This window comes from Sphingomonas sp. ABOLE, from assembly GCF_003950455.1.
GTDB lineage: Bacteria > Pseudomonadota > Alphaproteobacteria > Sphingomonadales > Sphingomonadaceae > Sphingomonas > Sphingomonas trueperi.
The window spans coordinates 171,821-198,590 of record NZ_QQWY01000004.1; the positions used below are offsets into that span (position 1 = coordinate 171,821).

Annotated in this window: 21 protein-coding genes and 1 pseudogene; 9 read left to right on the forward strand and 13 right to left on the reverse strand. The window is 68.3% G+C overall.

Features of this window, described 5'->3' with window-relative positions:
* The first annotated feature begins 30 nt into the window (after window positions 1-30).
* From CA234_RS04315 to CA234_RS04330, 4 genes are read left to right on the forward strand one after another with little or no spacing between them, the layout of a single operon-like run.
* Complete coding sequence (locus CA234_RS04315) at window positions 31-1,512, forward strand: efflux transporter outer membrane subunit (RefSeq protein WP_125976279.1); 1,482 nt, start codon at window positions 31-33, stop codon at window positions 1,510-1,512.
* On the forward strand, window positions 1,502-2,830 hold the full coding sequence (locus tag CA234_RS04320; RefSeq protein WP_126000992.1) for an efflux RND transporter periplasmic adaptor subunit: 1,329 nt from the start codon (window positions 1,502-1,504) through the stop codon (window positions 2,828-2,830). Before CA234_RS04315 ends, CA234_RS04320 begins: the two co-directional genes overlap by 11 nt.
* 1 nt (window position 2,831) lies before the next feature.
* Window positions 2,832-3,536: an ABC transporter ATP-binding protein gene (locus tag CA234_RS04325; protein WP_126000993.1), complete on the forward strand. Its 705-nt coding sequence runs from the start codon at window positions 2,832-2,834 to the stop codon at window positions 3,534-3,536.
* 4 nt (window positions 3,537-3,540) lie between these two features.
* Entirely contained in the window at window positions 3,541-4,740 is a 1,200-nt protein-coding gene (locus CA234_RS04330; RefSeq protein ID WP_126000994.1) for an ABC transporter permease, read from the forward strand.
* Here CA234_RS04330 and CA234_RS04335 read toward each other — a convergent pair.
* Both CA234_RS04335 and CA234_RS04340 read right to left on the reverse strand, forming a co-directional pair.
* Complete coding sequence (locus CA234_RS04335) at window positions 4,709-5,323, reverse strand: nucleotidyltransferase family protein (protein WP_125976271.1); 615 nt, start codon at window positions 5,321-5,323, stop codon at window positions 4,709-4,711. The genes CA234_RS04330 and CA234_RS04335 overlap by 32 nt on opposite strands.
* Window positions 5,310-6,221, reverse strand: a complete 912-nt coding sequence (locus tag CA234_RS04340) for an XdhC family protein (RefSeq protein ID WP_125976269.1) — start codon at window positions 6,219-6,221, stop codon at window positions 5,310-5,312. The genes CA234_RS04335 and CA234_RS04340 overlap by 14 nt, the downstream gene beginning before the upstream one ends.
* A gap of 123 nt (window positions 6,222-6,344) precedes the next feature.
* Between CA234_RS04340 and CA234_RS04345 the strand changes: the two genes are divergently transcribed.
* Together CA234_RS04345 and CA234_RS04350 are read left to right on the forward strand one after the other, a co-directional pair.
* A complete protein-coding gene (locus CA234_RS04345) occupies window positions 6,345-7,346 on the forward strand; it encodes a glycerophosphodiester phosphodiesterase (protein WP_241213232.1) in 1,002 nt (333 codons plus the stop codon).
* Window positions 7,347-7,356: 10 nt separating this feature from the next.
* Window positions 7,357-7,581, forward strand: a complete 225-nt coding sequence (locus CA234_RS04350; protein WP_125976267.1) for a hypothetical protein — start codon at window positions 7,357-7,359, stop codon at window positions 7,579-7,581.
* A gap of 6 nt (window positions 7,582-7,587) precedes the next feature.
* Here CA234_RS04350 and CA234_RS04355 read toward each other — a convergent pair whose 3' ends face one another.
* Window positions 7,588-8,574 (reverse strand): SGNH/GDSL hydrolase family protein, encoded by a 987-nt coding sequence (locus CA234_RS04355; protein WP_125976265.1) that lies wholly within the window; start codon window positions 8,572-8,574, stop codon window positions 7,588-7,590.
* A gap of 31 nt (window positions 8,575-8,605) precedes the next feature.
* Window positions 8,606-9,502 carry an iron-containing redox enzyme family protein gene (locus CA234_RS04360; RefSeq protein WP_125976263.1) on the reverse strand — a complete coding sequence of 299 codons (897 nt, stop codon included), beginning with the start codon at window positions 9,500-9,502 and terminating at the stop codon, window positions 8,606-8,608.
* Between the two features lie 247 nt (window positions 9,503-9,749).
* On the opposite strand from CA234_RS04360, the gene CA234_RS04365 reads away from it, so the two are divergent.
* From CA234_RS04365 to CA234_RS04375, 3 genes are all read left to right on the forward strand, one after another.
* Entirely contained in the window at window positions 9,750-11,258 is a 1,509-nt protein-coding gene (locus tag CA234_RS04365; RefSeq protein WP_125976261.1) for an acetyl-CoA hydrolase/transferase family protein, read from the forward strand.
* A gap of 141 nt (window positions 11,259-11,399) precedes the next feature.
* Window positions 11,400-12,623: a GGDEF domain-containing protein gene (locus CA234_RS04370; RefSeq protein ID WP_125976259.1), complete on the forward strand. Its 1,224-nt coding sequence runs from the start codon at window positions 11,400-11,402 to the stop codon at window positions 12,621-12,623.
* A 47-nt stretch (window positions 12,624-12,670) separates the two neighbouring features.
* On the forward strand, window positions 12,671-14,986 hold the full coding sequence (locus CA234_RS04375) for a GH92 family glycosyl hydrolase (RefSeq protein WP_125976256.1): 2,316 nt from the start codon (window positions 12,671-12,673) through the stop codon (window positions 14,984-14,986).
* A 203-nt stretch (window positions 14,987-15,189) separates the two neighbouring features.
* On the opposite strand, the gene cobA is transcribed toward CA234_RS04375, so the two are convergent.
* The 9 genes and pseudogenes from cobA to CA234_RS04420 all read right to left on the reverse strand — a co-directional run.
* Window positions 15,190-15,999: a uroporphyrinogen-III C-methyltransferase gene (cobA, locus tag CA234_RS04380; protein WP_125976254.1), complete on the reverse strand. Its 810-nt coding sequence runs from the start codon at window positions 15,997-15,999 to the stop codon at window positions 15,190-15,192.
* On the reverse strand, window positions 15,992-18,577 hold the full coding sequence (locus CA234_RS04385) for a nitrate reductase (protein WP_126000995.1): 2,586 nt from the start codon (window positions 18,575-18,577) through the stop codon (window positions 15,992-15,994). The genes cobA and CA234_RS04385 overlap by 8 nt, the downstream gene beginning before the upstream one ends.
* Complete coding sequence (nirD, locus tag CA234_RS04390) at window positions 18,574-18,900, reverse strand: nitrite reductase small subunit NirD (RefSeq protein WP_125976250.1); 327 nt, start codon at window positions 18,898-18,900, stop codon at window positions 18,574-18,576. The genes CA234_RS04385 and nirD overlap by 4 nt, the downstream gene beginning before the upstream one ends.
* A 5-nt stretch (window positions 18,901-18,905) precedes the next feature.
* On the reverse strand, window positions 18,906-21,407 hold the full coding sequence (nirB, locus tag CA234_RS04395; RefSeq protein WP_125976248.1) for a nitrite reductase large subunit NirB: 2,502 nt from the start codon (window positions 21,405-21,407) through the stop codon (window positions 18,906-18,908).
* Window positions 21,408-21,599: 192 nt separating this feature from the next.
* Complete coding sequence (locus CA234_RS04400) at window positions 21,600-22,805, reverse strand: alginate export family protein (RefSeq protein WP_125976246.1); 1,206 nt, start codon at window positions 22,803-22,805, stop codon at window positions 21,600-21,602.
* 56 nt (window positions 22,806-22,861) lie between these two features.
* Window positions 22,862-24,109 carry a nitrate/nitrite transporter gene (locus CA234_RS04405; protein WP_126000996.1) on the reverse strand — a complete coding sequence of 416 codons (1,248 nt, stop codon included), beginning with the start codon at window positions 24,107-24,109 and terminating at the stop codon, window positions 22,862-22,864.
* A 259-nt stretch (window positions 24,110-24,368) separates the two neighbouring features.
* Window positions 24,369-25,580 carry a CmpA/NrtA family ABC transporter substrate-binding protein gene (locus CA234_RS04410; RefSeq protein WP_125976243.1) on the reverse strand — a complete coding sequence of 404 codons (1,212 nt, stop codon included), beginning with the start codon at window positions 25,578-25,580 and terminating at the stop codon, window positions 24,369-24,371.
* On the reverse strand, window positions 25,577-26,161 hold the full coding sequence (locus CA234_RS04415; RefSeq protein WP_125976241.1) for an ANTAR domain-containing protein: 585 nt from the start codon (window positions 26,159-26,161) through the stop codon (window positions 25,577-25,579). The genes CA234_RS04410 and CA234_RS04415 overlap by 4 nt, the downstream gene beginning before the upstream one ends.
* Before the next feature lie 420 nt (window positions 26,162-26,581).
* A pseudogene (locus tag CA234_RS04420) lies at window positions 26,582-26,770 on the reverse strand (IS3 family transposase); the annotation flags it as partial.

Here is a 26,770-nt window from a genome sequence, read left to right on the forward strand (position 1 = left end):
TACGAAACCGTATCAGCCATATAAAACGCTATGGCACGACCTGCGCTTGCTCTGTTGCTCTGTGCGGCACTGCCGCTTGCAGCCTGCTCCACCGGTTCCGCCCGCCCGCAACAGAGCCCAGCGCCGATCGATCTGCCAGATCGCTTCTCGGTCGACCCGCAGCAGCAGGCGCGCGAGGATCTGGCGCGCTGGTGGGACAGGTTCGACGATCCGATGCTCGGTCAGCTGATCGGCCAGGCGCAGACCGCCAATCTCGATATTGCCCAGGCGGTGATCCGGCTGCGCCAGGCGCGCGAGTCGCTGGTCCAGTCGCGCTCGGCGCTGCTGCCGACGGTGCGCGGTTCGGCGGGGTATTCGCGCAACGAGCCGCTGCGTGGCGGCAGCATCACCACGCAGCTGCCCGACGGCACCATCGGTTCCTTCTCGCAGGGCGGCAGCAGCAACTTTTCGCTGGGTCTCGACGCGAGCTACCAGGCCGATCTGTTCGGCGGGGTGCGCAGCGGCGTCCGCAGCGCTCGGGCCAGTTTCGAGGCGGCCGGGTTCAACCGGGCGGCGGTGCTGCTGTCGGTCGAGTCCGAAACCGCGCGCAACTATGTGCAGGCACGGCTCTCCCAGGCGCAGCTCGCCAACGCGCGGGAAAGCCTCGCCATCCAGGACGAGAATCTCCAGATCGCGCAGTGGCGGGTGCAGGCGGGCCTGGTCTCCTCGCTCGATGCCGAACAGGCGCGCGCGCAGCGATCGCAGACCGCCGCCTCGATCCCGCAGCTCGAGAGCAGCTATGCCGCCAATGTCGCCCGGCTGGGCGTGCTGACCGGCCAGACGCCCGGCGCGTTGCGCGAGGCGATGGCAGCGCCCAAGCCGATCCCGCGCGGCCCCGCCAGCGTCGCCGCCGGCATTCCCGCCGATGCGCTGCGCCAGCGGCCCGATGTGCGCGCGGCCGAGCGCAACCTCGCCGCCGCCTCCGCGCAGATCGGCGTATCCCGCGCCCAGCTTTACCCCAGCCTCAGCCTCGGCGGCAGCATCAGCTCGGGCAGCAGCTCGGTGCGCTCGCTGCTCGACCTGATCACCGGCCGCGCCTTCGCCAATGTCGCCCAGACGATCTTCGATTCGGGCCGGCTGCGCAGCCAGCTCCGCTCGGCCCGCGCCGGGGCGGACGGCGCCTTCTACAGCTACAAGGCCAGCGTGCTGCAGGCGATGGAGGAGATCGAGAATGCGATCGTCGCGCTCCAGGCCGCCCGCGAGCGTGAGGCGGCGTTCCGCACTGCGCTGGAGGCCGCGACCAACCAGGCACTGCTCGCCCGCTTCCAGTATCGCTCGGGCTTGACCGACTTCACCACGCTCAACCAGTCCGAAAGCGCGCTGCTTTCGGCCAAGAACGGCCTGTCCCAGGCCGAGTCCGAACAGGCGACCGCGCTGATCCAGCTCTATGTCGCGCTTGGCGGCGGCTGGGACGAAGCCGCGCCGATCCCACCCCTCCCTCCAAGAACAGGCAGCGCCACCGATGGCCAGTGACCCGCAGGACCTCGACACCTTTCTGGGCACCAAGCCGCGCCCCTGGTGGCGGCGCAACCTGCGCTGGATCATCATCGCGCTGGTCGTGGTGGTGCTGGGGCTGCTCGTCTCGCGCTGCTTCGCGCCCAAGCCGCCGCCCAATTACATCACCGTGCCCGCCGAGAAGGGCGCGCTGGCGGTGACCGTCTCCGCCACCGGTAGGCTCGCGCCGATCCGGCAGGTGACGGTGGGCTCCGAAATCTCGGGACTGGTCCTCAAGGTGCTGGTCGACGTCAACGACCGGGTGACCGAGGGGCAGACGATCGCGATCATCGACCCCGCCCGGCTCGACGACGCGATCACCCAGAGCCGCGCGACGCTGTCCGCCAACCAGGCCGCGGTCGCGCAGACCCAGGCGACGCTGGACGAGGCGACCGCGCAGCTCCGCCGCATGGAGGAAGTCAACCGCTTGTCTGGCGGCAAGGTGCCCGCGAAGACCGAGCTCGATACCGCGCGTGCCGCCGTCGCCCGCGCGCGCGCCAATCTGCGCTCGGCCCAGGCCAATGTCATTTCCGCCCAGGCCTCGCTGTCGTCGAACCAGACCCAGCGGACCCGCTCGATCATCCGCTCGCCCGTGAACGGCGTGGTGCTCGCCCGCCAGGTCGACGCCGGCCAGACCGTCGCCGCGCAGTTCAGCACGCCCAACATGTTCGTGATCGCGCAGGACCTGACCCATATGAAGCTGGAGGTGGCGATCGACGAGGCCGATGTAGGGTCGGTCAAGGTCGGGCTGCCGGCGAGCTTCACCGTCGACGCCTTTCCCGGCCGCACCTTTCCGGCGCAGATCACCCGCGTCGATCTCGGCTCGAACCTCACGGCCTCGACCGCGACGACCAGTGCGACGACCAGCAGCACCACCACCGCCAACCAGGTCGTTTCATATGCGGCGATCCTCTCGGTCGCCAATCCGGACCTGACGCTGCGCCCCGGCATGACGGCGACCGCGACGATCGGCGTCGAGAAGCTGGACAATACGCTGCTGATCCCCAACGGCGCGCTGCGATTCACGCCGCAGGATGCTGGTGCCAAAAGCGGCGGCGGCGGGATCCAGTTCGGCCCGCGTCGCGAGGAGCAGCAAAAGGCGATCGGCCGCGGCAGCAAGCAGACCATCTATGTCGTCGGCAAGGATGGCAAGCCGCAGAAGGTGGAGGTCGTCACCGGCCCCAGCGACGGCAGCCGCACGGCGGTGACCAGCACACAGCTCAAGCCCGGCATGAAGGTGATCGTCGGGGTCCAGGCCAATGGCGCGGCCAAGCCCGCCAAGGACGACCAGAACTGACATGGCCGAGCCGCTGATCCAGCTCCAGGGCATCACCAAGACGTTCGGCGAGGGGCCGACCGCGTTCCAGGCGCTCAAGGGCGTCGATCTCACGATCGATGCCGGCGCGTTCCTGGCGGTGATGGGGGCATCGGGATCGGGCAAGTCGACGACGATGAACATCCTCGGCTGCCTCGATGTGCCGACCGGCGGCAGCTATCGGTTCCGGGGCGTCCATGTCGAGCAGCTCGACCGCGACCAGCGCGCCTATCTGCGCCGCCGCTATCTCGGCTTCGTCTTCCAGGGATTCAACCTGCTCGCGCGCACCACCGCACTGGAGAATGTCGAGCTGCCGCTGCTCTATCGCGGCGAGCACCGCAAGGCGCGGCGCGAGGCGGCGATGGCGGCGCTCGAACAGGTCGGGCTCGATCGCTGGGCGGACCATACGCCGTCGGAGCTCTCCGGCGGCCAGCAGCAGCGCGTCGCCATCGCCCGCGCGATCGTGACGAAACCCGACGTGCTGCTCGCCGACGAGCCGACCGGCAACCTCGACAGCGAACGCTCGGTCGAGATCATGAAGCTTCTCCAACGGCTCAATGCCGAGCTGGGGATCACCGTGCTGATGGTGACCCACGAGCCCGACATGGCGAGCTTTGCGCGGACGATCGTGCATTTCAAGGACGGGCTGGTCGAACGGACCGAAGTCCCCGCCGGCTTGGGGGCCTGAGGCGATGCTGTTCACCACCCTCCTCCTCTCGCTGCGTGAAATTCGCCGCCACCTCCTGCGCTCGTTCCTGACGACGCTCGGCATCATCATCGGCGTCGCGGCGGTGATCACCATGGTGACGCTGGGCAACGGCGTATCGGCCTCGGTGCAAGCGTCGATCAGCTCGCTCGGCAACAACACGCTGACTGTCTTTCCCAGCGGCGGTCGGCGCGGTGGCGGCAATGCGCCGCCCCAGTTCGAGAATGGCGACATCCAGGCGATCCGCCAGCAGGTGAGCGGGGTCAGCGCGGTGGCGCCGCAAGCCTCCGCCTCGGCGCTGGCGGTGCGTAATGCGCAGAACTGGAACGCATCCGTCACCGGCACCAGCAACGACTATTTCACAGCGCAGAATCTCGAGTTCGCGGCCGGACGGCGGTTCACCGAAGCCGAGCAGAGCGCCGGCAAGTCGGTCTGCGTGATCGGCGACACGATCCGCGCCAATCTCTTCGCCAACGACGATCCGGTCGGCGAGCGTTTCCGCCTCGGCACCGTCAGCTGCGAGGTGGTGGGCGTGCTCAAGAAGCGCGACAATGCCGGCTTTACCGACCCCAACTCCACCGTGGTGCTGCCGCTCAAGACGGTGCAGCGCCGCTTCGTCGGCAACCAGAATGTCCTCGCGATCCAGATCGCGGTGGCGCCCGGCTATGATACCGCAGCGGTAAAGCAGTCGATCGTCGGCCTGCTGCGCGAGCGCCGCCACCTGACCCCCGACCAGCCCGACAATTTCGACATCTTCGACAGCGCCGAATTCGCCTCGACGGTGAGCAACCAGATGCAGCAGATGACGCTGTTCGTCGCCGCCATCGCCGCGGTGAGCCTGCTGGTCGGTGGCATCGGCATCATGAACATCATGCTGGTATCAGTCACCGAGCGTACCCGACAGATCGGCATCCGGCTCGCGATCGGCGCGCTCGGCAAGGAAGTGCTGCTGCAGTTCCTGGTCGAGGCGGTGGCGCTGTCGTGCCTGGGCGGACTGATCGGCGTCGGCCTCGCCTTCTTCGCCTCCTGGGGCCTGGCCAAGCTGGCCGACCTGCCCTTCACCTTCGACCTGTCGATCAACCTGATCAGCTTCGCGATCTCGGCGCTGATCGGCATCGTGTTCGGCTTCTTCCCGGCGCGCCGCGCCGCCGCGCTCAATCCGATCGACGCCTTGCGGCACGAATAGCCGCGGCCGCCTCGCGCCCGCGCAGTTCCTCGAGATCCTCGCGGGTGTCGATGTCGACCAGTTCCTCGGGCCGGGTGATGACATGGTGGCCGCGCAGGATCAGCGTCCGCGCGCCGGCATCGCCTTCGAGGCTGCACAGCTCGGCGAAGTGATCGCGGCCGATCAGCGCGGGCGGCATCGGCTGGACGCCGTCGCTGGAAGCGACCAACGTCGCGCCATTGTCCGATGCCTCGAACAGCCGGTAGCAATGCGCGATGGTGACGCGCGGCATGTCGGCCAGCGCGATCAGCACGGCTTGCGCGCCCGCCTGCTCCGCCGCCTGCACGCCGTAGCGCACCGAGCGCGCCTGGCCCTGCGACGGATCGGGGTTCTCCACCACCTGGAACCCGCGCGCGGCGAAATCGAGCGTCGTGTCCGACACCACCGCGATCCGGGCGAGGAACGGGATGTTCTCCAGCGCGGTCACGACATGGAAGGCCAGCGGGTGGCCGAGATATTCCTCGGTCAGCTTGTCGCCGTCGGCGAAGCGCTCGGACTTGCCCGCGGCGAGCAGGACGAGGGCGGTCTTTTCAGGAGTCAGCATGGAAGGTCTTTACCATGGCGGCGGCGATGGACAGGGCGATCTCGGACGGACCGATCGCCCCGATCGAAAGCCCCGCCGGCCCCTCGATCCGCGCGAGATCCTCCGCTGAGACGCCCGCCGCGCCAAGTCGTTCCAGCCGCGCCGCCTGGCTGCGCCGGGAGCCGAGCGCCGCGACATAGCCGGTGGGGTGCGCCAGCGCCGCGATCAGCGCGGCATCGTCGATCTTGGGATCGTGGCTCAGCGTCACCACTGCCGTCGCCGGATCGGGCTTGAGCGCCGTCACCGCCTCGTCCGGCCAGCGATCGTCGAGCGTCACGCCGGGGAAGCGCTCCTCGGTGAGGAAGCGCCCACGTGGGTCGATCACCGTCGTCGCGATGCCCAGCTCGCGCGCCAACCCGGCCAACGCCTGCGCGATCTGCACCGCGCCGACGATCAGCAGCCGCCGTGGCGGATCATAGCGGTTGACGAACCCCTCCGCTCGAATCGCGCTCTGCCCGGTGGCGAGATCGGTGCCGACCTCGATCGGGCGGCCCTCGGCGCGCGCCTGGCGGATCGCGTCGAACAGCTCGGGCGGAAATCCGTTCGCGGCGACCGGCTGCACCAGCACCGCAATCTGCCCACCGCAGGGCAGCCCCACTTCCCACGCCGCCGCATCGGCGACGCCATAGTCCTTCACCACCGCGGGCGCGCCGGCGATCACTTCGGCGGCGGTCTGCAGGATGTCGGTCTCGACGCACCCGCCCGAGACCGAGCCTTCGAACCGCCCGTCCTCGTGGACGAGCAGATGGCTGCCGCGCGGACGCGGGGCGGAGCCCCAGGTGGTCACCACCGTCGCCAGCGCCATCTTCGCCCCGCGCCAGGCCTCCGCGGCTGCCAGAACGCCGTCGTTATCCGCCAATTGTCGCGCTCCCGTCACATCCGCTTTCTACCCGCCTAGCCGAAGGAGACGACCGTGACGAGATGGATGCTGTTGGCGATGGCACTGCTGGTGCCCACCGTCGCTTTCGGACAAGGAAAGCCCATGCAGAAACCCATGCCCCGCATCATCGTGATCGGCCATCGCGGCGCCAGCGGCGAGCGGCCGGAACACACCCTGCTCTCCTATCAGCGCGCGATCGACCTCGGAGCCGATTTCATCGAGCCGGATCTCGTCCCCACCAAGGACGGCGAGCTGGTCGCGCGGCATGAGAATGCGATCACCGACACGACCGACGTCGCGGCGCATCCCGAATTCGCGGCCCGCAAGACCACCAAGACGATCGATGGCCAGACGATCACCGGCTGGTTCACCGAGGATTTCACCCTGGCCGAGCTCAAGACGCTCCGCGCCAAGGAACGCCTCCCCAAGCTCCGTCCGGGAAACACCGCCTATGACGGCCAGGCGACGATCCCGACGCTCGACGAGATCATCGCGCTCGCCAAGAAGGAGTCTGCACGGCTGCATCGGGTGATCGGCATCTATCCGGAGACCAAGCATCCGAGCTATTTCGCCTCGATCGGCCTGCCGCTGGAGGCGCGCCTCGTCGCCAAGCTCAAGGCCGCCGGCTGGGACCGCGCCGACGCGCCGGTGTTCATCCAGTCGTTCGAGGTGAACAACCTCAAGCAGCTCCACACGATGACCAAGGTGCCGCTGATCCAGCTGATGGCCGGCAGCGAAGGCCCGGCCGATCACGCCTATGCCAGCTACAAGGAGATGGCGACACCCGAGGGGCTGAAGGCCGTCGCGCAATACGCCGCCGGCATCGGTCCCGAGCTGACCCAGATCCTCGCCACCGACGGCACGCCGTCGACCCTGGTCGCCGATGCGCATGCGGCAGGCCTGAAGCTCCATCCCTGGACCTTCCGCGCCGAGAATTTCTTCCTGATGCCCGCCTATCGGGTCGGCACCGATCCGGCCGCGCATGGCCGGCTCGACGAAGAGATCACCGCGTTCCTGAAAGCCGGCATCGACGGCTTCTTCACCGATTTCCCTTCCATCGGCGTGCCGGCTCGGGATAGCTTCCTGACGACCAACGGCAAGTAAGGCTTATCCCATGCGCATCCTCCCCGTTCTGCTCGTGCTGCCGCTGCTGGCGGGGGGATGCGTGGTGAAGACCGCCGCCAAGGTCGTGACGCTGCCGGTCCGCGCCGGCGGCCAGGCAGTTGACTGGGCCACCACCAGCCAGGACGAAGCCGATCGCAACCGCGGCCGGGAGATGCGCAAGCGCGAGAAGGAGTGCCGCAAGCATCCCGAGCGCTGCCAGAACGCGCAGCGCTAAGGAGGTTCAGTCCGGCTTGCCCACCGCGGCCTCGACCAGGTCCGCCATGCGCTGTTGATCCGCCAGCGAGGGGTGGAAGTTGCAGCCGGTTAGCGCCAGCGTCGGCACTTCCACAGCGCTGGCCTTCGTCTCCGCGGCCACCGCGCGGACATCGGCGATGAAATTGGCGGCGCCCATCAGCAGGAAATGTGCACCCGGATTTGCCTGCTGCAAGCGGCGGACGAACGCGACATAGCTCGCCCGATAGTCGGCCCGCAGCGCCGCCTCGTCCTTCCACGCCTCGCCCGCATGCACCGGGGTCGAAAAATCGTTGGTGCCGAGGTTGAGGACGATCAGCTGCGGCTTCCAGCCGTCGCGCGCAGCCGCGGCAGGCTCGCCGGGGATCGCGCGCGGATAGAGCACCGGCAGCGTCTCGCCCGGGTTGCCCCCGGCATAGTTGCGCACCACGCCGCGGCCGGAAAAAGCGATCACCCGGTAGTCCGCGCCCCATTTCTTGGCGAGCAACGGGCCGAAGGCGAGCGCGGTGTTGGTCGTGTCGTGCACCGCTTCGGGCGTGCAGGTGCGGCTGTCCGAGGTGTCGCCATAGCCAACGCTGTGCGAGTCGCCGATGAACTCCACGCGCCGCGCCCGGACGATCGGCGACAGCGGCGTTCCGTTCGTGGTGATGCCGAGCATGCGGCTATAGCCGCTCTGCGTCTCGGTGAGCTTCTCGACGCGGATGACATGCTCGCCCTCGCCCAGCCCGTCGAAGCGGCGCTCGACGCGGCCCGGTTTCTGGAGCACGGCGCGCTCGACACCGTCGATCAGGATGGCGAGATGGTCGGTGCCGGCCTCGACCGAGACCGTCACCGCCGTTCCCTTGAACCGCCCTTCGAAATAGACGCCCGGCCAGCCGAAGCGGCCATCGGCGGTCACCCGCCCGCCAGCATGGAGCGGCACGGGGGTTTCGGCGGGCGCGAGCATCAGCGCGGCGGCAAGGGCTAGGCGAAACATAGAGCCTGCCTAGCAACCGCCATCGGCCGCGTCAGCCCCAGAGACGCTCGCGATAGGCCTCGAAGCAGCGCGCACCGCAGCGCAGACGGATCAGCGCGCCTTCGGCCATCGCGGTTGCGCGCCGGGGATCTTCCTCCACGGCCGGGCGGATCGCCTCGCGGTTCCAGTCCTCGCTGTGCTTGATGTCGAGCACCGCGTGCAGCGTGAAGTAGCGCGCTTCCTTGGGGCTCAGCCCGACGCGCTTAAGTCCCTCGGCGGTCGCCGCCGAGCGGCCCGGGGCGGTCAGCTCGATCACGCCCAGCGCGCCCACCGAATGCCAGGCATAGCGGCGGCTGCTCGCCATCGCGGTCATCGCATTGGCGAGACACAGGCTTTCCCACACGGTGTTCTCGATCACCGGCGTCACCGCCAGCGTCTCGACCAGCGCGTCGAGCATCGGGCCGTGCATGCCCTTTTCGGTGCCATGCCCCATCTCGTCCCAGTAATTGCGCGCGAGTTCGAGCTTGGGCCGGGTCGGCAGCTTGACCTGGGTCATCGCGACCAGGTCGTCGAACCCTGCCTCGCCAGCGGCCTCCTGCTCGAAGAACCATCGGAGTTGGTCTCGATCGGCCTGCTCGGCGAGCCACGGGAAGAGCGGATCACCCTGCCCCGGACCGGTCGCCTTCAGCCCCTCGAACCAGGCGATGAAGCCGTCGCCATCGGTCGGCGCCGCGGCGGCCTCGTCGATCACCTCGGCACGCAACTCTTCCAGGAACGCGCCCTGCAGCCGCTCCATGCGAACATCGCGCTCGAACAGGCGCTGCCAGTCATCGGACGGGAAGCCGGGCTCCAGCCGCTCCCGATTCCAGTGGGCGAGGCCGCGCTGGAAGCTGTCGGTCAGAAACTGCGAACGAAGGCGTGGCGCGAAATCGCGCGCGAGGGTAGCCATGGGGAATTCTCTCTCCTGCTTGGCCGCCTAAACCCCCGGCCGAAGGGGGGAGTTCCGATCGATTCACGTAGATCAACCACTTGGCAGACGCCGATCGGTCCTGGTCACCGAGCGTCACGCGCTGCGCGCGCCCTCGCCGTCCCGCATGCGCCGCGTGCATCCACCCGTACCAAGTAGGTAATTGCAACAATTGCACGCGGCTCGGTAGGGCTGCATCGCCGCCAACGATGCAGCTCTGAGAGGATCCATGTCGCGTATTGCCCATCCCGGACTGGCCGCAAAGGTCACCACCGCCGAACACGCCGCCTCGTTCATTGCCGACGGCATGACGGTGGGGATGAGCGGCTTCACCGGCTCCGGCTATCCCAAGGCGGTGCCGATCGCGCTCGCCGCGCAGATCGAGGCCGAACATGCCGCCGGCAAGCCGATGCGGCTGAAGGTGTGGACCGGCGCCTCGACCGGCCCCGAGCTCGACGGCGCGCTCGCCCGCGTCGACGGCATTTCCGCCCGGCTGCCCTATAATTCCGATCCGATCGCGCGCGAGAAGATCAACGCCGGCGAGATGGATTATGTCGACCTCCACCTCAGCCAGGTCGCGCCGCTTGCCTGGGAAGGCTTTCTCGGCCCCCTCGACGTCGCGGTGATCGAAGTCGCCGGCATCCGCGAGGACGGATCGCTGATCCCGTCCTCCTCGGTCGGCAACAACAAGACCTGGCTCGATGTCGCCAAGCGGGTGATCCTCGAGGTCAACAGCTGGCAGAATCCCGCGCTGGAGGGGATGCACGACATCTATTACGGCACCGCGCTGCCGCCCAACCGCGTGCCCATCCCGCTCACCGCGCCCGACCAGCGCATCGGCCAGCCGACGCTCCGCTGCGATCCGCACAAGGTGATCGCGGTGGTCGAGACCAACGCCCCCGATCGCAACCTGCCCTTCGCCGCACCCGACGCCAGCGCGCTCGCCATCGCGCAGCACCTGATCGAATTCTTCCGCCATGAAGTCGGCAAGGGCCGGTTGCCGCCGTCGCTGCTGCCGCTGCAATCGGGCGTGGGCAACATCGCCAATGCGGTGCTCGCCGGGCTGCTGACCGCGCCGTTCGAAAACCTCACCGCCTATACCGAAGTGCTGCAGGACGGCATGCTCGACCTGCTGGCGGCGGGGAAGTTGCGCATGGCGAGCTGCACCGCCTTCTCGCTGAGCCCGAACGCCGCCGAGCGGCTGAACAAGGATCTCGATACGTTCCGCGACCGGATCCTGCTGCGCTCGCAGGAGATCAGCAACCACCCCGAAGTGGTTCGCCGCCTAGGCTGCCTGGCAATGAACGGGATGATCGAGGCCGACCTGTACGGCAACGTCAATTCCACCCATATCATGGGCTCGCGCATCCAGAACGGCATCGGCGGATCGGGCGACTTTGCGCGCAACGCCTATATCTCGATCTTCATGTCGCCTTCCACCGCCAAGGGCGGGGCGATCTCCGCGATCGTGCCGCACGTCAGCCATGTCGATCACATCGCGCAGGACGTGCAGATCGTGGTGACCGAGCAGGGCCTGGCCGATCTGCGCGGGCTCGCGCCGCGCAAGCGTGCCGAGCAGGTGATCGAACGCTGCGCCCATCCCAGCTACAGGCCGATGCTGCGCGACTATTACGAGCGCGCGCTGGCCGGCAGCTATGGCAAGCAGACGCCGATGCTGCCCGGCGAGGCGCTCGCCTGGCACCAGCGCTTCGTCGATACGGGGTCGATGCGAAGCTGAAACGCGGGCAGCCGGGGAACGGGATCTTCACCGCTGCGCATCTATAATGGACCAGGGCGACGTTGGCCCAGGCAGCATTTCGGATGACGACGCGTGAAGATTTTCCTTCCTTCCGGGACCCCTGACCCATTGGAGCAGCAGATGCTGCGGCGCTCGCGGTTTATCATCCTCGCGCTCCTCCCCGTCCTGCTCGCCTATCTGCTCCATCCGTTTCTGCCGCAGGGCGATATCCGATTGATCCTGCACGTCGTCGGGATCGGCGGCTGCATCCTGGCGCTGATCGCCCTGGTGACGGGCGCACCCCGCGTTCAGGCGGCGCTGCGGTCGCGCCGCGAGGAGGCGGATCGCGCCCATGCCGAGCGCAAGCAGATCAATCATCTGTTCCGCATGACGGAGATGCTGCAGAGCGCCAACGGCTATCCGGACGCCAATGCGGTGCTGGAAGCGACGATTTCCTCGCTGCTCGATGGCTTCGGCGCGGCGCTGTACGTGTTCAACAATTCGCGCGATCGCCTAGAGCTCTCGGGCGCGTGGCACTGGCCGATGGACGAGGCTCTGCGCCCGATGCTCACGCCTGCACAATGCTGGGCGCTGAAGCGCGGAAAATGGCACCTGAACGCCGATACGCGGGGCGCACTGCGCTGCGAGCACCATCTTTCCGGCATCTCGGTGCTCGAACTGCCCATGGCGGCGCATGGCGAGATCCAGGGCCTGTTGAAGATCGCCACCGGCCGCGACGATCCGGTGGCCGAGCTCAAGCGTATCCAGCCGCTGGCCGCGGTGATCGCCGATGCCATGTCGCTGGCGGTATCGAACATCGCGCTGCGCGAGAAGCTGCGCACCCAGGCGCTGCGCGATCCGCTGACCGGGCTGTACAACCGCCGCTACATGGAAGACGCGCTCAGCCGCTATGCGGGCCTTACCGAGCGCAGCGGCACCCCCTTATCGGTGATCATGATCGACCTGGACCATTTCAAGAAGCTCAACGACGAATTCGGCCACGCCGTCGGCGATGCGGTGCTCCGCGAAACCGCCAGCACCATCATGAGCGCGCTGCGCACCTCGGACGTCGCCTGCCGCTATGGCGGCGAGGAGTTGCTGGTCATCCTGCCCGAATGCGGGATAGCGGAAGCGAGCGCCAAGGCCGAGATCCTGCGCGAGCGTATCGAGGCGCTGTCGACCACCCACGACGCCAAGATCTCCGCCTCGTTCGGCGTCGCATCGATGCCCGAAAGCACCCGCTCCGTCGCCGATCTGCTTGGGCTGGCCGATGCCGCACTGTACCAGGCCAAGGGGGACGGGCGGAACCGCGTGGTCGCCGCACCCAGCCGCGAAATGCCGATGCTGCCGCTCGCCGCAGAGTGATCGCGGGCGGGCTTCCGTCCTGAGCGTTGCTCGGTTAAGCCTTGGCAATGCAGGGGACATTTCAGCGCGTCGCGCTCGCACTCGCCGCCACGTCGCTTCTCGCGGCACCGCTCGCCGCCCAGACCGGCTATGAGCATGCCGATCCGCTGGTTGGCACCGGCGGCGAGGGCCACACCTTCCCCGGTGCCGTCGCGCCCTTCGGCATGGTGCAGCTGAGCCCCGATACCGATACCGGCTGCGCGATCCGCGAATGCTATGGCCACGCCGCGGGCTATCGGCACGGTGACCCCACGATCCAGGGCTTTTCGCTGACCCACTTCTCGGGCGCCGGCCATTCCGATCTCGGCGACTTCCTGATCGCGCCGGTGGCCGGTGACACGGTGCCGCTGGAGCCGGGCGACCCCAAGAAGCCGGGCTCGGGCTATCGCTCGCGCTTCACCCATGCCGACGAAGTGGCGCGGCCGGGCTATTATGCGGTGACGCTGCAGGACCAGGGCGTGCGTGCCGAGATGACCGCGGGCACCCGCGTCGCGGTGGAGCGCTATGCCTTCCCGGCCGGCAAGGCGGCGCATCTCGTGCTCGACCTGCGCAGCTCGCTGTACAATTATCCGGGCAAGATCCTCTGGTCGTCGGTACGGGTGCGCCCCGACGGCACGATCACCGGCGCGCGCGAGACCCGCGGCTGGGCGCCGGCGCGCAAGCTGTTCTTCGCGATCCGGCCCTCCGCACCGCTGAAGACCCACGCCTTCGTCGACACCGAGGGCAAGGTGCCCTATCGCGGCTTCCAGGGGCCGGGCCGCGGCGATGACGGCGTCGCCCAGCTGCAGGGCCGCGCGATCGTCGCGCGTCTCGATTTCGGGATGCTCGACCGCCCGCTCGAACTGCGCGTCGCGCTGTCCAGCGTCGACGAGGATGCCGCGCTCGCCAACCTCGCCAGCGAGGCCGGCGACTTCGATGCCGTCCACGCCCGCACCACCGCCGCGTGGAAGCAGGCACTGGGCGCGATCGAGGCGCAGGGCAGCGACACCGCGCTGCGCAACTTCTACTCGGCCTTCTACCACACGCTGATGGCGCCCAGCGTCTTCTCCGACGCCGACGGCCGCTATCGCGGGCCCGACGACCAGGTCCACCAGGCCGAGGGCTTCACCTTCCATTCGACCTTCTCGCTCTGGGATACCTTCCGCGCCGAGCATCCGCTGCTGCTGCTCGTCCAGCCTGAGGCGCGCAACCGCGACATCATCCAGTCGCTGATCGCCAGCCAGCAGGAAAGCCCGTTCGGCATCCTGCCGGTCTGGCAGTTCCAGGGCCGCGAGACCTGGACGATGATCGGCTATCACGCCGTGCCGGTGATCGCCGACGCCTATCTCAAGGGCCTGCGCGGGTTCGACGGCAAGGCGGCGCTCGACGCGATGGTCGCCAGCGCCACCTACGGCCCCTATGGCGGGCTCGACTGGTACCAGAAGCTTGGCTACGTCCCTATCGACAAGGAGCCGGAAGCCGCCTCCAAGACCGTCGAATATGCCTATGACGACTGGACCATCGCCCGCATGGCGCGCGCGCTGGGCCGCTACGACCTCGCCGCGACGTTCGACAAGCGCGCGGCCAACTGGCGCAACAGCTTCGACGTGAAGACCGGCTTCCTGCGCGCCCGCAAGAGCGACGGCGCGTACCGCACGCCCTTCGATCCCACCGCGATCAACTATGGCTCGGACTATACCGAGGGCAATGCCTGGCAATATTCGTGGTTCGTGCCGCAGGACCAGGCCGGGCTGTTTCGCCTGATGGGCGGCGACGCGGCGGTGGTCCGCAAGCTCGACGCGATGTTCGATTTCGACAATTCCAAGCTCGACTACAGCCATGCCGAGGACATCGCCGGGCTGATCGGCCAATACATCCACGGCAACGAGCCCAGCCACCATGTCGCCTATCTGTACAGCTATGCCGGCCAGCCCTGGCGGACGCAGGAGCGGCTGAAGCAGATCGTCGACAGCCAGTACAAGCCGACGACGGACGGCCTCGCGGGCAATGACGATCTCGGCCAGATGTCGGCCTGGCTGGTGTTCACGATGCTGGGCTTCTACCCGGTCGCGCCGGGCTCCAACCAATATGTGCTCGGCCGGCCGTTCCTCGAGCGCGCCACGCTGACGCTCCCCAACGGCAAGCGCTTCACGGTGAGCGCGCCGGGGCTGTCGGAGGCGAACCGCTATGTCGGCAACGTGACGCTGAACGGCCGCAAGCTCGACCGGCAATTTGTGACGCACGAGGAGCTGATGCGCGGCGGCGAACTGCGCTTCGCGATGCAGGCGACGCCCAACCGGACGGTGGTGCCCGCGGCGGGCCGGCCGTATTCGATGTCGCGCTAATCCTCTTCCTTGAAGGCCATCGGGACGTCGCGAGATGCGGCAGTTCGAGGAGAGGTGCTGTCAGAAAAATATAGCGCCTGACCGGCTTCGGGAGATCGCCCGCGTTTATCTCCCGGGCGCTCGACCGTTGGACGGGCGTCAACGAGAGCCCCACATCCCTGGGCTCCGGTCGCACGGCAGCTTCGACCGCGAGCCGACATCGGTCAGGCCGTCACAGCCCGAATTGCGCTCATAGCGTCACTGGTTCCATTGGATCCGGAGCTGCCCATTTGCGCGCTGTTCGCCACCGCAATCGCCTCGCCCACCAGGATGAGGGTAGGCTGATCGTTGGAAAAACCGGCGACGGCGATATGCAGAAGATCGAGCCGGGTATGCAGCAACCGCTCGCTGCTGAGGCTGACATCGCAGGCGAGCAGCACCGAGGTCGCGCCGGATAGCCCCGCGGCCTGAAGGTTCCGGCTGATTTCCGCCGCTGCGCTGCGGCCCATGTAGAAGACGGTGGTGCAGTAAGGATCGGCCAGCGCCGCCCAGTCCAGATCGAGGGGCGCGTCGCCGCGCTTGTGCGCAGTGGCGAACTGCACCCGCCGCGCGAGCCCCCGCAGCGAGAGCGAAACGCCGGCGGAAGCCGCCGCAGCACTGGCGGCTGTGATGCCCGGGCAGATCCGCACCTGCACCCCGGCATGGACGAGCGCCGAGCACTCCTCCATCGATCGGCCGAAGATCGAGGGATCGCCGCCCTTCAGCCGCACCACCCGCTCGCCCGCCAGCGCTGCGGCGACGAGCAGGTCGTTGATCGTCCCCTGCTCCTTGGAATGCCGGCCGGCGCGCTTGCCCACCGGCACCTGCCGCACCGATGCGGGGATCAGCGCCAGGACGCCGTCGCCGACCAGCGCATCGTAGAAGACGATCGTCGCGGTACGCAGCAGCCGTTCGGCCTTGCGGGTGAGCAGGTCGGGATCGCCGGGGCCGGCACCAACCAGCCAGACGCTGCCGGCGGGGAATTCGTCAGCCATGCGCGACCTCCTTGGCCATGTCGTTGAGAATGCGGGCAAGCGCCGGGCGGCACGATCCGCAATTGGTGCCCGCCCCCAGGGCCGCCCCGATCGCAGCGACGTCCTGCAACTGCTGATCGCGGATCGCGGCGATGATGCTGTGCAGACCGATGTCGAAACAGGCGCAGAGTACGGGCCCGCGGTCGCTCCTGCGCCCGGGCGCGCGGCCGGCGAGCACCTGTGGGCCCTGTGGCTGGTGAAGCTGGCCGATCAGCCAATCGCGGCTCGGCAATTCCCCGTGGCGGGTGACGAACAGCACCGCGGCAAGCAGGCCGTCGCGCAGGACGCCCACGCGGAGCGTGCCGCGCGCAGGATCGCTCGCCTCGATCCGCTCTCCGCGAGGCAGCCCCCGATCGAGCGCTGCGGGCTCGCCGGTCCCGGCCAGCTCGTAGAGCACGCCGCCGGGTACCGTCACGCGCGTCGCCCACAGGCAGTCCGGGGCCGGTGCGTCCCCGTGCACGATCAGGAAGCCCCGCCAGTCGACCACGACCGGCGAGATCCGAGCAGGCGAGAGCTTGAAGCCCGGCTGGCCCGAATGCGGATCGGCGAGATCGCGCGCAAGCACTCCCGTGCGACCGCCGCGCGCCTGCTGATCGGTCCAATGGATCGGCGTGAACAGCTCGCCGCGGCGCTGGCCGGGATGGTGGGCCGCGCGAAACAGACTTTCGCCCTGCGGCGTCGTCACCCGCGCGAGCGCACCGTCGACGATGCCAAGCGCAGCGGCGTCTTCCGGGTGGATTTCGACCAGCGGCTCCTCGCGGTGCCGGGCGAGCTTCGGCGAAAGGCCGGTGCGCGTCATCGTGTGCCATTGGTCGCGATAGCGGCCCGTGTTGAGCGTCATCGGCCAGTTGCGCAGCGGCGCATCGAGCGGGCGCTGCGCAACCGATACCAACCGGGCGCGACCATTGTCGGTCGGGTACCGCCGGTCGGCGAAGGGCTGCGGGTTCCACGAGAAGGGCGCCATCACGTCATAGGCTTCATTGCCGATTGCGGCCCTGGCCGTGAGGTCCAGCATGCGAGCGCCCTGGTTGCGATAGGCGGTCAGGCGGGCATGCTCGCGCCAGATCTCGGCCGGGCGATCATAAGCGAAGGCGGTGCGTAACCCCATGCGCCGGGCGACCTGGGTGACGATCCACCAGTCGGGCTTGGCCTCCCCGGGCAGCGGCAGAAAGGCGCGCTGACGGCTGATCGTGCGCTCGGAATTGGTGACGGTGCCGTCCTTCTCTCCCCAGGCGGCTGCGGGCAGGCGGACATGGGCGTGCACGCTGGTGTCGGTCTCGGCGACGACGTCCGACACGACGACGAACGGGCACGCGGCCAGCGCCTCCCGCACCCGCCCGGCATCGGGCATCGAGACGGCAGGGTTGGTCGCCATGATCCACAGCGCCTTGATCCGCCCCTCGCCCACCGCGCGGAACAGGTCGACGGCCTTGAGGCCCGGCTTGGTCGCCATGCGCTCGGCGGCCCAGAAGCGGCCGACCTCGGCAATGTCCTGATCGCCGAAGCCGCGATGGGCGGCCAGCGTCGAGGCGAGCCCGCCCACCTCGCGCCCGCCCATCGCGTTGGGCTGGCCGGTGATCGAGAAGGGCGCCGCACCGGGCGTGCCGATCCGGCCGGTGGCGAGGTGCAGATTGAGGATCGCGTTCACCTGATCGGTGCCGCGGATCGACTGGTTGATGCCCTGGCTGAACAGCGTCACGGTGCACGGATGCGCGGCAAAGAGCTGGTAGAAGCGCTGGAGATCGGCCGGCGCGAGATCGCAGGTCTGGGCAGTGGTCCACAGATCGTGCCCGTCCCCCAGGGCTTCCCAGAAACCCTCGGGCGCGTCGAGGTTCACGGCATCGGCCAGTCCTTCGGCGCGGCAGTGCGCGAGCAGGCCGTTGAACAGCGCGACGTCGCTGCCGGGGCGCAGCGGCAGATGCAGATCGGCCTCTTCGGCGGTTTCGGTACGCCGCGGATCGACCACCACCAGCTTGGTGCCGCGCTCGGCACGGGCCGCCATGATCCGTTGGTAGACGACCGGATGGCACCAGGCGGTGTTCGACCCCACCAGCACGATCAGGTCGGCAGCATCGAGGTCGGCATAGCTGCCCGACACCACATCCTCGCCGAACGCGCGCATGTGCCCGGCGACCGCGCTGGACATGCACAGCCGCGAGTTGGTGTCGATGTTCGCCGATCCGATGAAGCCCTTCATCAGCTTGTTGGCGACGTAATAATCCTCGGTCAGCAGTTGGCCGGAGACGTAGAAGGCGACGCTGTCCGGCCCATGCTCGGCAATCGCCTCTCGGAAGCGGCGGGCGACGAGGTCGAGCGCCTTGTCCCAGCTCGCACGGCGATCGCCGATCATTGGGTGGAGCAGGCGCCTCTCCAGACCGACCGTTTCTCCGAGATGCGTGCCCTTGGAGCAGAGCCTGCCGTGATTTGCGGGGTGCTCCGGATCGCCCTCGATGCGGACGGCGCGCGCGTCGGTGACGGTCGCGCGGATGCCGCAGCCGACCCCGCAATAGGCGCAGGTGGTGCGGACGGCCTCGCTCACGCCGCCGCCCGCACCGGCATCGCGAGCAGGATGCGCTCGCCCTCCACCCGCACCGGCACCACCGGCGTGCAGCCGGCATCCTCTCCCAGGGCAGCCCCCGTCGCGAGCGAAATGCGCATATTGTGGAGCGGACACGCCACCGCGTGTCCGTGGACGATCCCGGCGCTCAGCGGTCCGCCCTTGTGCGGACAACGGTCTACCAGCGCAAAGACCTGGTCGTCATGGGTGCGGAACACCGCGACCGGCTCCCCGCCCAGCGTGAGCGTGCGGCTGCCCCGCAGCGGCAGGTCGGCGAGCGTGCCGATATCGATCCAGTCGGTCATGGGCATCACTCCGCGGCGGCGAGCAGGGGCTGGTGGAGACCGGCATCGGCGCCGGCGACGCGATCGGCCCAGGGGTCGTCCTGGCTGAAGGATTGCGAGTGCCAGAAGCGCGCGGCGAGGGCGTCGCGACCTACTTCGTCTTCGACGACGCGGGCCTTCACATAGCCGAGCCCGATGCGCTCGATCCACGGCGCGGTCCGCTCCAGATAGCGCGCTTCCTCGCGATAGAGCTGCACGAAGGCGGCGGCGAAGTGCATCGCCTCCTCCTCCGTCGCCACCTTTACCAGCAGGTCGGTGGCGCGGACATGGATGCCGCCATTGCCGCCGACATGCAGTTCGTAGCCCGAGTCGACGCACACCACGCCGAAATCCTTGATTGTCGCCTCGGCGCAGTTCCGCGGGCAGCCGGAGACCGCCATCTTGAACTTGTGCGGCATCCAGCTGCCCCAGAAGCCCCGCTCCAGCTTGATGCCGAGCCCGGTCGAATCCTGGGTGCCGAAGCGGCACCATTCGGAGCCGACGCACGTCTTCACCGTCCGCAGCGCCTTGGCATAGGCGTGCCCCGAGACCATCCCCGCCGCGTTCAGATCCGCCCAGACGGAGGGCAGGTCCTCCTTGCGGATGCCGAAGATGTCGAGCCGCTGGCCGCCGGTGACCTTGACCATCGGCGCGTTGTACTTCTCCACCACATCCGCGATCGCGCGCAACTCGGCGGGCGTGGTCACCCCGCCCCACATCCGCGGCACCACCGAATAGGTGCCGTCCTTCTGGATGTTGGCATGGAGCCGCTCGTTGACATAGCGGCTCTGCTGGTCGTCGACATATTCGCCCGGAAGCGCGCAGAGCAGATAATAGTTGAGCGCCGGGCGGCACGAGGAACAGCCGTCCGGCGTCGACCAGTGCAGCGTCTGCATCACTTCGGGAATGGCGCGCATGCCCTGCTCGACGATCGCACGGCGCACCTCGTCATGGCCGTAGCTGGTGCATTTGCACATCGTCTTCGGGCCGGCCTGGACGCCGTCCTCGCCCAGCGTCAGCGCGAGCAACTGCTCGACGACGCCGGTGCACGATCCGCAGCTCGCCGAGGCCTTGCACCCGGCCCGCACCGCATCGAGGCTGCACGCGCCGCCGGCGATCGTCGCGACCACCTGCCCCTTGGAAACGCCGTTGCAGCCGCAGATCTCGGCATCGTCCGAGAGCGCCGCAACGGCCGCCTTAGGGTCCGCCAGCCCCCCTCCCGAGGCGAAGGCCTGGCCGTAGATCAGCACGTCGCGGATGGGGGCAACGTCCTCGCCCTTCTTGAGCAGATCGAAATACCAGCCGCCGTCGCCCGTGTCGCCGAACAGCACCGCGCCGATGATGCGATCGTCCTTCAGCACCACGCGCTTGTAGATGCCGCGCGCCGCGTCGCGCAGGACGATGTCCTCGCAGCCTTCGCCGCCGGAGAAGTCGCCCGCCGAGAACACGTCGAGCCCGGCGACCTTCAGCTTGGTCGAGGTGACCGAGCCGCGATAGGGATTGGCGCGCGCGACCAACCCGTCGGCGAGGCTGCGGCACATGTCCCACAAGGGCGCCACCAGCCCATAGCATTGGCCGTCATGCTCGACGCACTCGCCCACCGCGAGCACGTCGGCATCGCTGGTCACCATATGGTCGTCGACCTGGATGCCGCGCCCCACCGCCAGCCCTGCCTCGCGCGCCAGCTTCACCGAGGGCCGGATGCCGACCGCCATCACCACCAGCTTGGCCGGAATGACGCGACCGTCCTTGAGCTGCACGCCCTCGACCTTGTCCTCGCCGAGGATCGCGGCGGTGTCCGCGCCGGTGAGGATCGTCTGCCCGCGCGCCTCCAGCGCCGACTTGAGCAGCCAGCCGGCCGCCTCGTCGAGCTGGCGTTCCATCAGAGTCGGCATCAGGTGGAGCACGGTGACCTTCATCCCGCGCAGGGTGAGGCCGTGCGCCGCCTCCAGCCCGAGCAGCCCGCCGCCGATCACCACCGCGTCGCCGCCCCCGCCCGCCGCCGCGAGCATCGCGTCGACATCGGCCATGTCGCGGAAGCTGATCACGCCGGCCAGCCCGTGCCCCGGCACCGGGATGATGAACGGATCGGAGCCGGTGGCGATCAGCAGCTTGTCATAGCCGGTGACGCGGCCCGAACGCGCGGTGACGGTGCGCGCGACGCGATCGATCGCCACCACCGGATCGCCGGCGACCAGCTCGATGCCGTGCTGCGCATACCAGGCATGATCGTTGATCACGATCTCCTGGAACGTCTTCTCGCCCGCCAGCACCGGCGACAGCATGATCCGGTTGTAGTTCACATGCGGCTCGGCGCCGAAGATGGTGACGCGAAAGCGCGTGCCGTCGCGTGCCAGCAGTTCCTCCACCGCGCGGCATCCGGCCATGCCGTTGCCGATGACGACGAGATGCTCGCGGGCTTCGGCGGGCGCCGTCGCCTGTGCGGGGCCGTCATCGGCCAGGGTCGTGCCGGGGTCGAGAAACTCCATCCGCTTCGCTCCAAAACGAAAAAAGCCGCCATCCGGCGCCCGGATCTTGCGAACCGAGCGCTGGATGGCGGCTTTGCCATCAACAGGACCACGTTTGCCCATCTTCGGGCGGACGTGGCTATGTGCGAAGGACAGCCTTGTCCTTCGCGTTGCAACATAAACCGATTCGCGGAACCGCTCAAGCGATTCCGCTCAATAGGTCCAATCCAGCTGCAGCCAGAACTTTCTGGTATCCGTAGCCAGGCGATCGGCGTCATACCAAGCATAGCGCGCCGACAGCAGCGTCTTCTTCACCTTCACCGTCGCGAGCAGGTCGATCTCGTCGCCATAATGCTGGCCCAGCCGGTCGCTCTCGAAGCGGTGCCAGGTCGCCTGCAGCGTCAGCGCGTCCACCCTGCCCAGCTTCTTCCAGCCATAGCCGCTGCCGGCATAGAGGTCGCGCACGCCATTGGCCGGGGTGGTCAGGAACTTGTCGGCCCAGCCCTGGAACTTGAAGTTGGTGCCGAGCGGCGTCTGGAAGCTGGTGAGCGCAGCGCCCTTATCTGCGCCCAGCACCTCATAGCCGGTGTTCAGCTTCCAGCCGCGCACGTCCAGCGTGGCGTCCACCAGCCAATAGTCTGCGGTGTAGCGGTTGGGGTTGCGGTGATAGTCCGACTGGGTCGCCCAACTGAGCTGGTAACCCAGCTTCACCTTCGGCCCCAGCGCGCGGCTGCCCGCCAACCGCGCGCCATAGGTCTGGCTGGCGAGGCGATAGCCCTGCACCTCCGCCTCGTCCTGGTCGACCAGATAGGCAAAGCCGGTCAGCGTGCCGATCGGCGTTGCCGCCGAGAGATTGGCGAACACATTGTCACCGCCCACGCCCCGCTGGCGCGCGCCGCGCCCGTCGGTGCCCCAGATGGTCCGCACGTCCCAGGCATAGGTGAGGTCGAGCTTCACGCCCTTCAGCGGCGCCAGCTCCGCGCGCACCGCGTCGAAGGTCTGAGCGTTGTTGCGAAAGGCGACATTGCCGACGAAGCGCTCGTCATCGAGCGCGATGCGCTGGCGTCCCGCGGTCACCGTCAGCGGCTTGGTGCGATATTGCAGCTGCGCGCGGTAGATCGCGACGTCCTGCGGATCGGCGACCAGCGGCCGGGTCGCGGCCCCGTGCAGCCCGTCATGATAGTCGCCGACCAGCGCGAGATTGCCCTGCGCCTCGCCCAGCGCCGCCCAGGGGCCCTGGCTGAGTTCGGCACCGGCGCGCACGCGCAACGTCCAGGCATCGGCCGACGGGTCGAGCCCGTCCTGGTCGACATGCTCGTAGCGCGAGCGCGCCTCGATCAGTGGCTTCACCGCGATGTCTTGCGCGCAAGCGGGCCCGGCGGCAGCCAGCGCGGCCGCCGTGTAGAAGATGGTTCGCATGAAAGTTCCCCCGAAACCGAGCGGCGCGGCTGGTACCGCGCCGCCCTCCTCTCCGATCAGATTCGCGCGCCGCTGGTCCAGCGGGCCCGCCACGAGGCCTTGACCAGCATCAGGCCCAGCAGTGCCAGCAGCGCCAGCCCGGCAAAGATCAGGAAGCCCGGCGCAAAGCTGCCCGCCAGCTGCTTGGCGAGGCCCAGCGAGGAAGCGAGGTAGAAGCCGCCGATGCCCCCGGCCATGCCGACCAGCCCGGTCATCACGCCGATCTCCGCCTGGAAGCGCTGCGGCACCAGCTGGAACACCGATCCGTTGCCGGTGCCCAGCGCCAGCATCGCGACGACGAAGCAGCCGAGCGCCATCGGCAGCGTGGGCGCGACGCTCACCCCCGCCAGCGCGGCGGCGGCAACCAGGAACACGCCCGTCAGCGCCTTCACGCCGCCGATCCTGTCCGCCAGCGCGCCGCCCAGCGGCCGCACCAGCGACCCGGCGAACACGCAGGCCGCGGTGCAATAGCCCGCGACGATCGTGCTCAGCTTGAACTGGTCGGTGAAATAGATCGGCAGCGATGCCGCCAGCCCGACGAACCCGCCGAAGGTGACGGCGTAGAAGCCCATCAGCCACCAGGCGTCCGCCGACTTCAACGGGTGGAGATATTCGACCAGCGTCTTCGGCGCGGGTGCGTTGGGTGCGTCCTTGGCCATCGCCAGGTAGAGCAGGAAGACGATGGCGAGCGGGATGCAGGCCAGCCCCAGCACCGCATTCCAGCCGAACAGCTTGGCGAGCGCGGGCGCGAACAGTGCGGCGAGCACGGTACCCGAATTGCCCATGCCCGCCAGCCCCATCGCCTTGCCCTGATGCTCGGCGGGGTACCAGCGGCTGGCGAGCGGGAGCGCGATCGCGAAGCTCGCGCCGGCAAAGCCCAGGATGACGCCCAGCGCGAGCGTGCCGCCGAAGCTGTTCACGCCCAGCAGGTACGCCGAGAGCAGCCCACCGATGACGATGATCTGGCTGATCGCACCCGAGCGCTTCGGCCCGATCCGGTCCACCAGCAGGCCGTTGACGACCCGGAGGAAGGCGCCGGCAAGCGTCGGCGTCGCTACCATCAGACCTTTCTGCGCGGCGGTGAGATGCAGCGTCTTGGCGATGTCGGGCGCGAGCGGCCCGAGCAGCACCCACACCATGAAGGCGAAGTCGAAATAGAGGAACGCGGCGATCAGAGTCGGCCAATGCCCGCTGCGCCAGAAGCTGCCGTCGCTTGCCTTGATGGCCCGTTTACCCACGCTTCGATCCAGAAATGCCGTTGCCATGATGACTTCCCCAATGCCGATCTGAAAAGGACAAGAAAAAAGCCGCTCGCCGGACGTTCGCATGGAAGCGAAATCCGGTCAGCGGCTTTGCTGCGTTCAGAGGGGGAGGCAGTCCCCGGCGTTGGGGTGCCCTCCCGATGGGCGCGCATCCTTGCGCGACTCCGGGATCATCGCGCGGATTGCGGCGTGCTGCAAGTGCGAAGTTTCACGCGCGAGGCTGCTAAAGAGCCTCTCCTCCAACGAGGAGGGGCTAAGCTGTTCAGCGTGTTCCGGAGAACCCCGCCAGATACTCGTTCAGCCGCTCCGGATCGAACACGCGGCCGTCGAAAAAGCGGTCGGGCCCAAGCGTCAGCGCCCCGCGATGCGCGCCGACGCCGATCGGCGACGTCACCGCGCCTTCCAGCTTCATGCTCGCCCCCGGCATCGCTTCGCCGCTCGCGCCCAGCGCGCGGCGGTAGATGTCGGGCCGGAACACCGCGCCGGCCGCCACCTCGGCTTCGGCGCTGGGCTCCGCCTGATGCCAGCGGACGAGCTGCGAATAGATCCACAACGCCTGGCTGCGCCAGGGGAAGGCCGTCGCCTCGCGGTGGAACAGGAGGAAGTCCGCCTGCGCGACCGGCGGCGCATCCGCGCGCGGGATCACCTGCCCCGCCAGCCCCGCCTCGATCAGCTCGGCCGGTTCGCCGACATAGGCGTCGCGGGCGAGCAGCGCCGCCAGCTCGCCACGGTTCGCGGGATCGTCGCACCAGCGCGCCGCTGCCGCCAGCGCCACGAGCAGCCGGTCGACCGTCTCGGCGTGCGCCTCCATCCAGTCGGTGCGCAGCGCCAGCACCTTCTCCACGCCGCGTTGCCAGATCCGCGCGCCGATCGCCACGGCCTCGGCCAAGCCTTGCGCGATCGCCGCCGCCGGCCAAGGATCGCCGGCGATGAACCCGTCGATCTCGCCCAGCCGCATCGCCTCGACGGTGAGCGAGGGCGGCAGCACCCGCAGCACCACATCGCGCTCGGGATCGATGCCGACGCTGCCCAGCCAATAGCGCAGCATCAGCGCGTGGCCGGAGAAACGGTGGACGATGCCGATGATCGGCTTGCGCCTGAACAGCCCGATCGCCGCGGCGAAATCATGCCCTGTGCCCAGCGGATCGGCGAGTCGCGCCGGCAAGTCCTGCTCCAGCGCGGCCGCGAACTCGCCGGACATCACCAGCATGTTCCCGTTGCTGTTGAGCTTGAACGGCGCCGACAGCGCCGCGGGCTGCTGGCTGAGCCCGAGCGTCACTGCCACGGCCAGCGGGGCCAGCATCTGCGCCGCCTGCACCTGGCCATAGACGAGCCGGTCGCGCAGGGTCGCCCAGCTGGTCGTCCTTACGAGTTCGAGATCGATCCCCTGCGCCTCGGCGAACCCCTTTTCGCGCGCGGCGACCAGCACCGCGCTGTCGGTGAGCGGCAGGAAGGCAGCGCGAACGGGCGTCATGCCGCACCTCCGCCCAGCAGGCTGCTGGCGGTGATCAGCGCCTCGGCGACGTCGACCAGCCGGCGGCCCTGGTTCATCGCGGTTGAGCGCAGCAGCGCATAGGCATCGGCTTCGTTCAGTCCGCGTTGAGCCATCAGGATCGCCTTGGCCTTGTCGATCGTCTTGCGATTGGCGAGCGCGGTGCGGGCCTCGTCCAGCTCGCTCTGCATCCGGGAAAAGGCGGTGAACCGCCGCACCGCCAGCTCGAGGATCGGCTTCACGCGATCCTTGCGCAGCCCGTCCACCACATAGGCGGAGACGCCCGCATCGATCGCTGCGCCGATCATTGTGTCGTCGGACTGGTCGACGAACATCGCGATGGGCTTGGCGAGCGCACGGCTGACGAGCAGCATTTCCTCCAGCGTGTCGCGACTGGGACTACCCAGGTCCATCAGCACGACGTCGGGCGCCATCCGCTCGATCCGGGCGACAAACGCCCCGCGCGGCGGCACGAAATGGATGTCGTCATAGCCCGCCTCGCGCAGGCCCTCTTCAAGAACCGACGCCCGCGCTCCGCTGTCATCAACAATGACGATCCGCACCCCGTCGCCTTTCGCAGTCGCAGAACGGACTGACAGCAAAGCGCAGACGCGTCAAACCGGCGGCTAAAGCCGGTGGCGCGGAAGTGGCCTGCCGATCGGCGCAAACCGGGGTTGGCGGCACCAGCCATGGCGAACAGGCACAGAAAAACCGCCTCAGGGGTTCCTGAAGCGGTTTGGCATGTGTGGGATTGGTTGCGGGGGCAGGAACCATTTTCAACCCAAGATCGACATAAGTACCGGAATTTATGGAATAATGTTGCTCATTCCATGCACTGCACCCCGATAAAATACCCCTCCAAGCAGCAAGTGCGCCAAAACGGCCGCAACCCGGGTTCAACTGAGTGTGGCAGGCGGTTGCCGAGCAACGTGCCCAGCAGCTTCTGAAGCGCGCCGGGTTTGCCGGAGGCCATTAGATGTGAGTCACGCCGCCATAACGATCTGCTCAGCGGCAGCATAGTAGTTCGCTTCGGCTTCGGCAGGCGGGATGTTGCCGATGGGCTCGAGGAGCCGGCGATGGTTGAACCAATCGACCCATTCGAGGGTGGCGTATTCGACGGCTTCGAAGCTGCGCCATGGGCCGCGTCGATGGATGACTTCAGCCTTGTACAG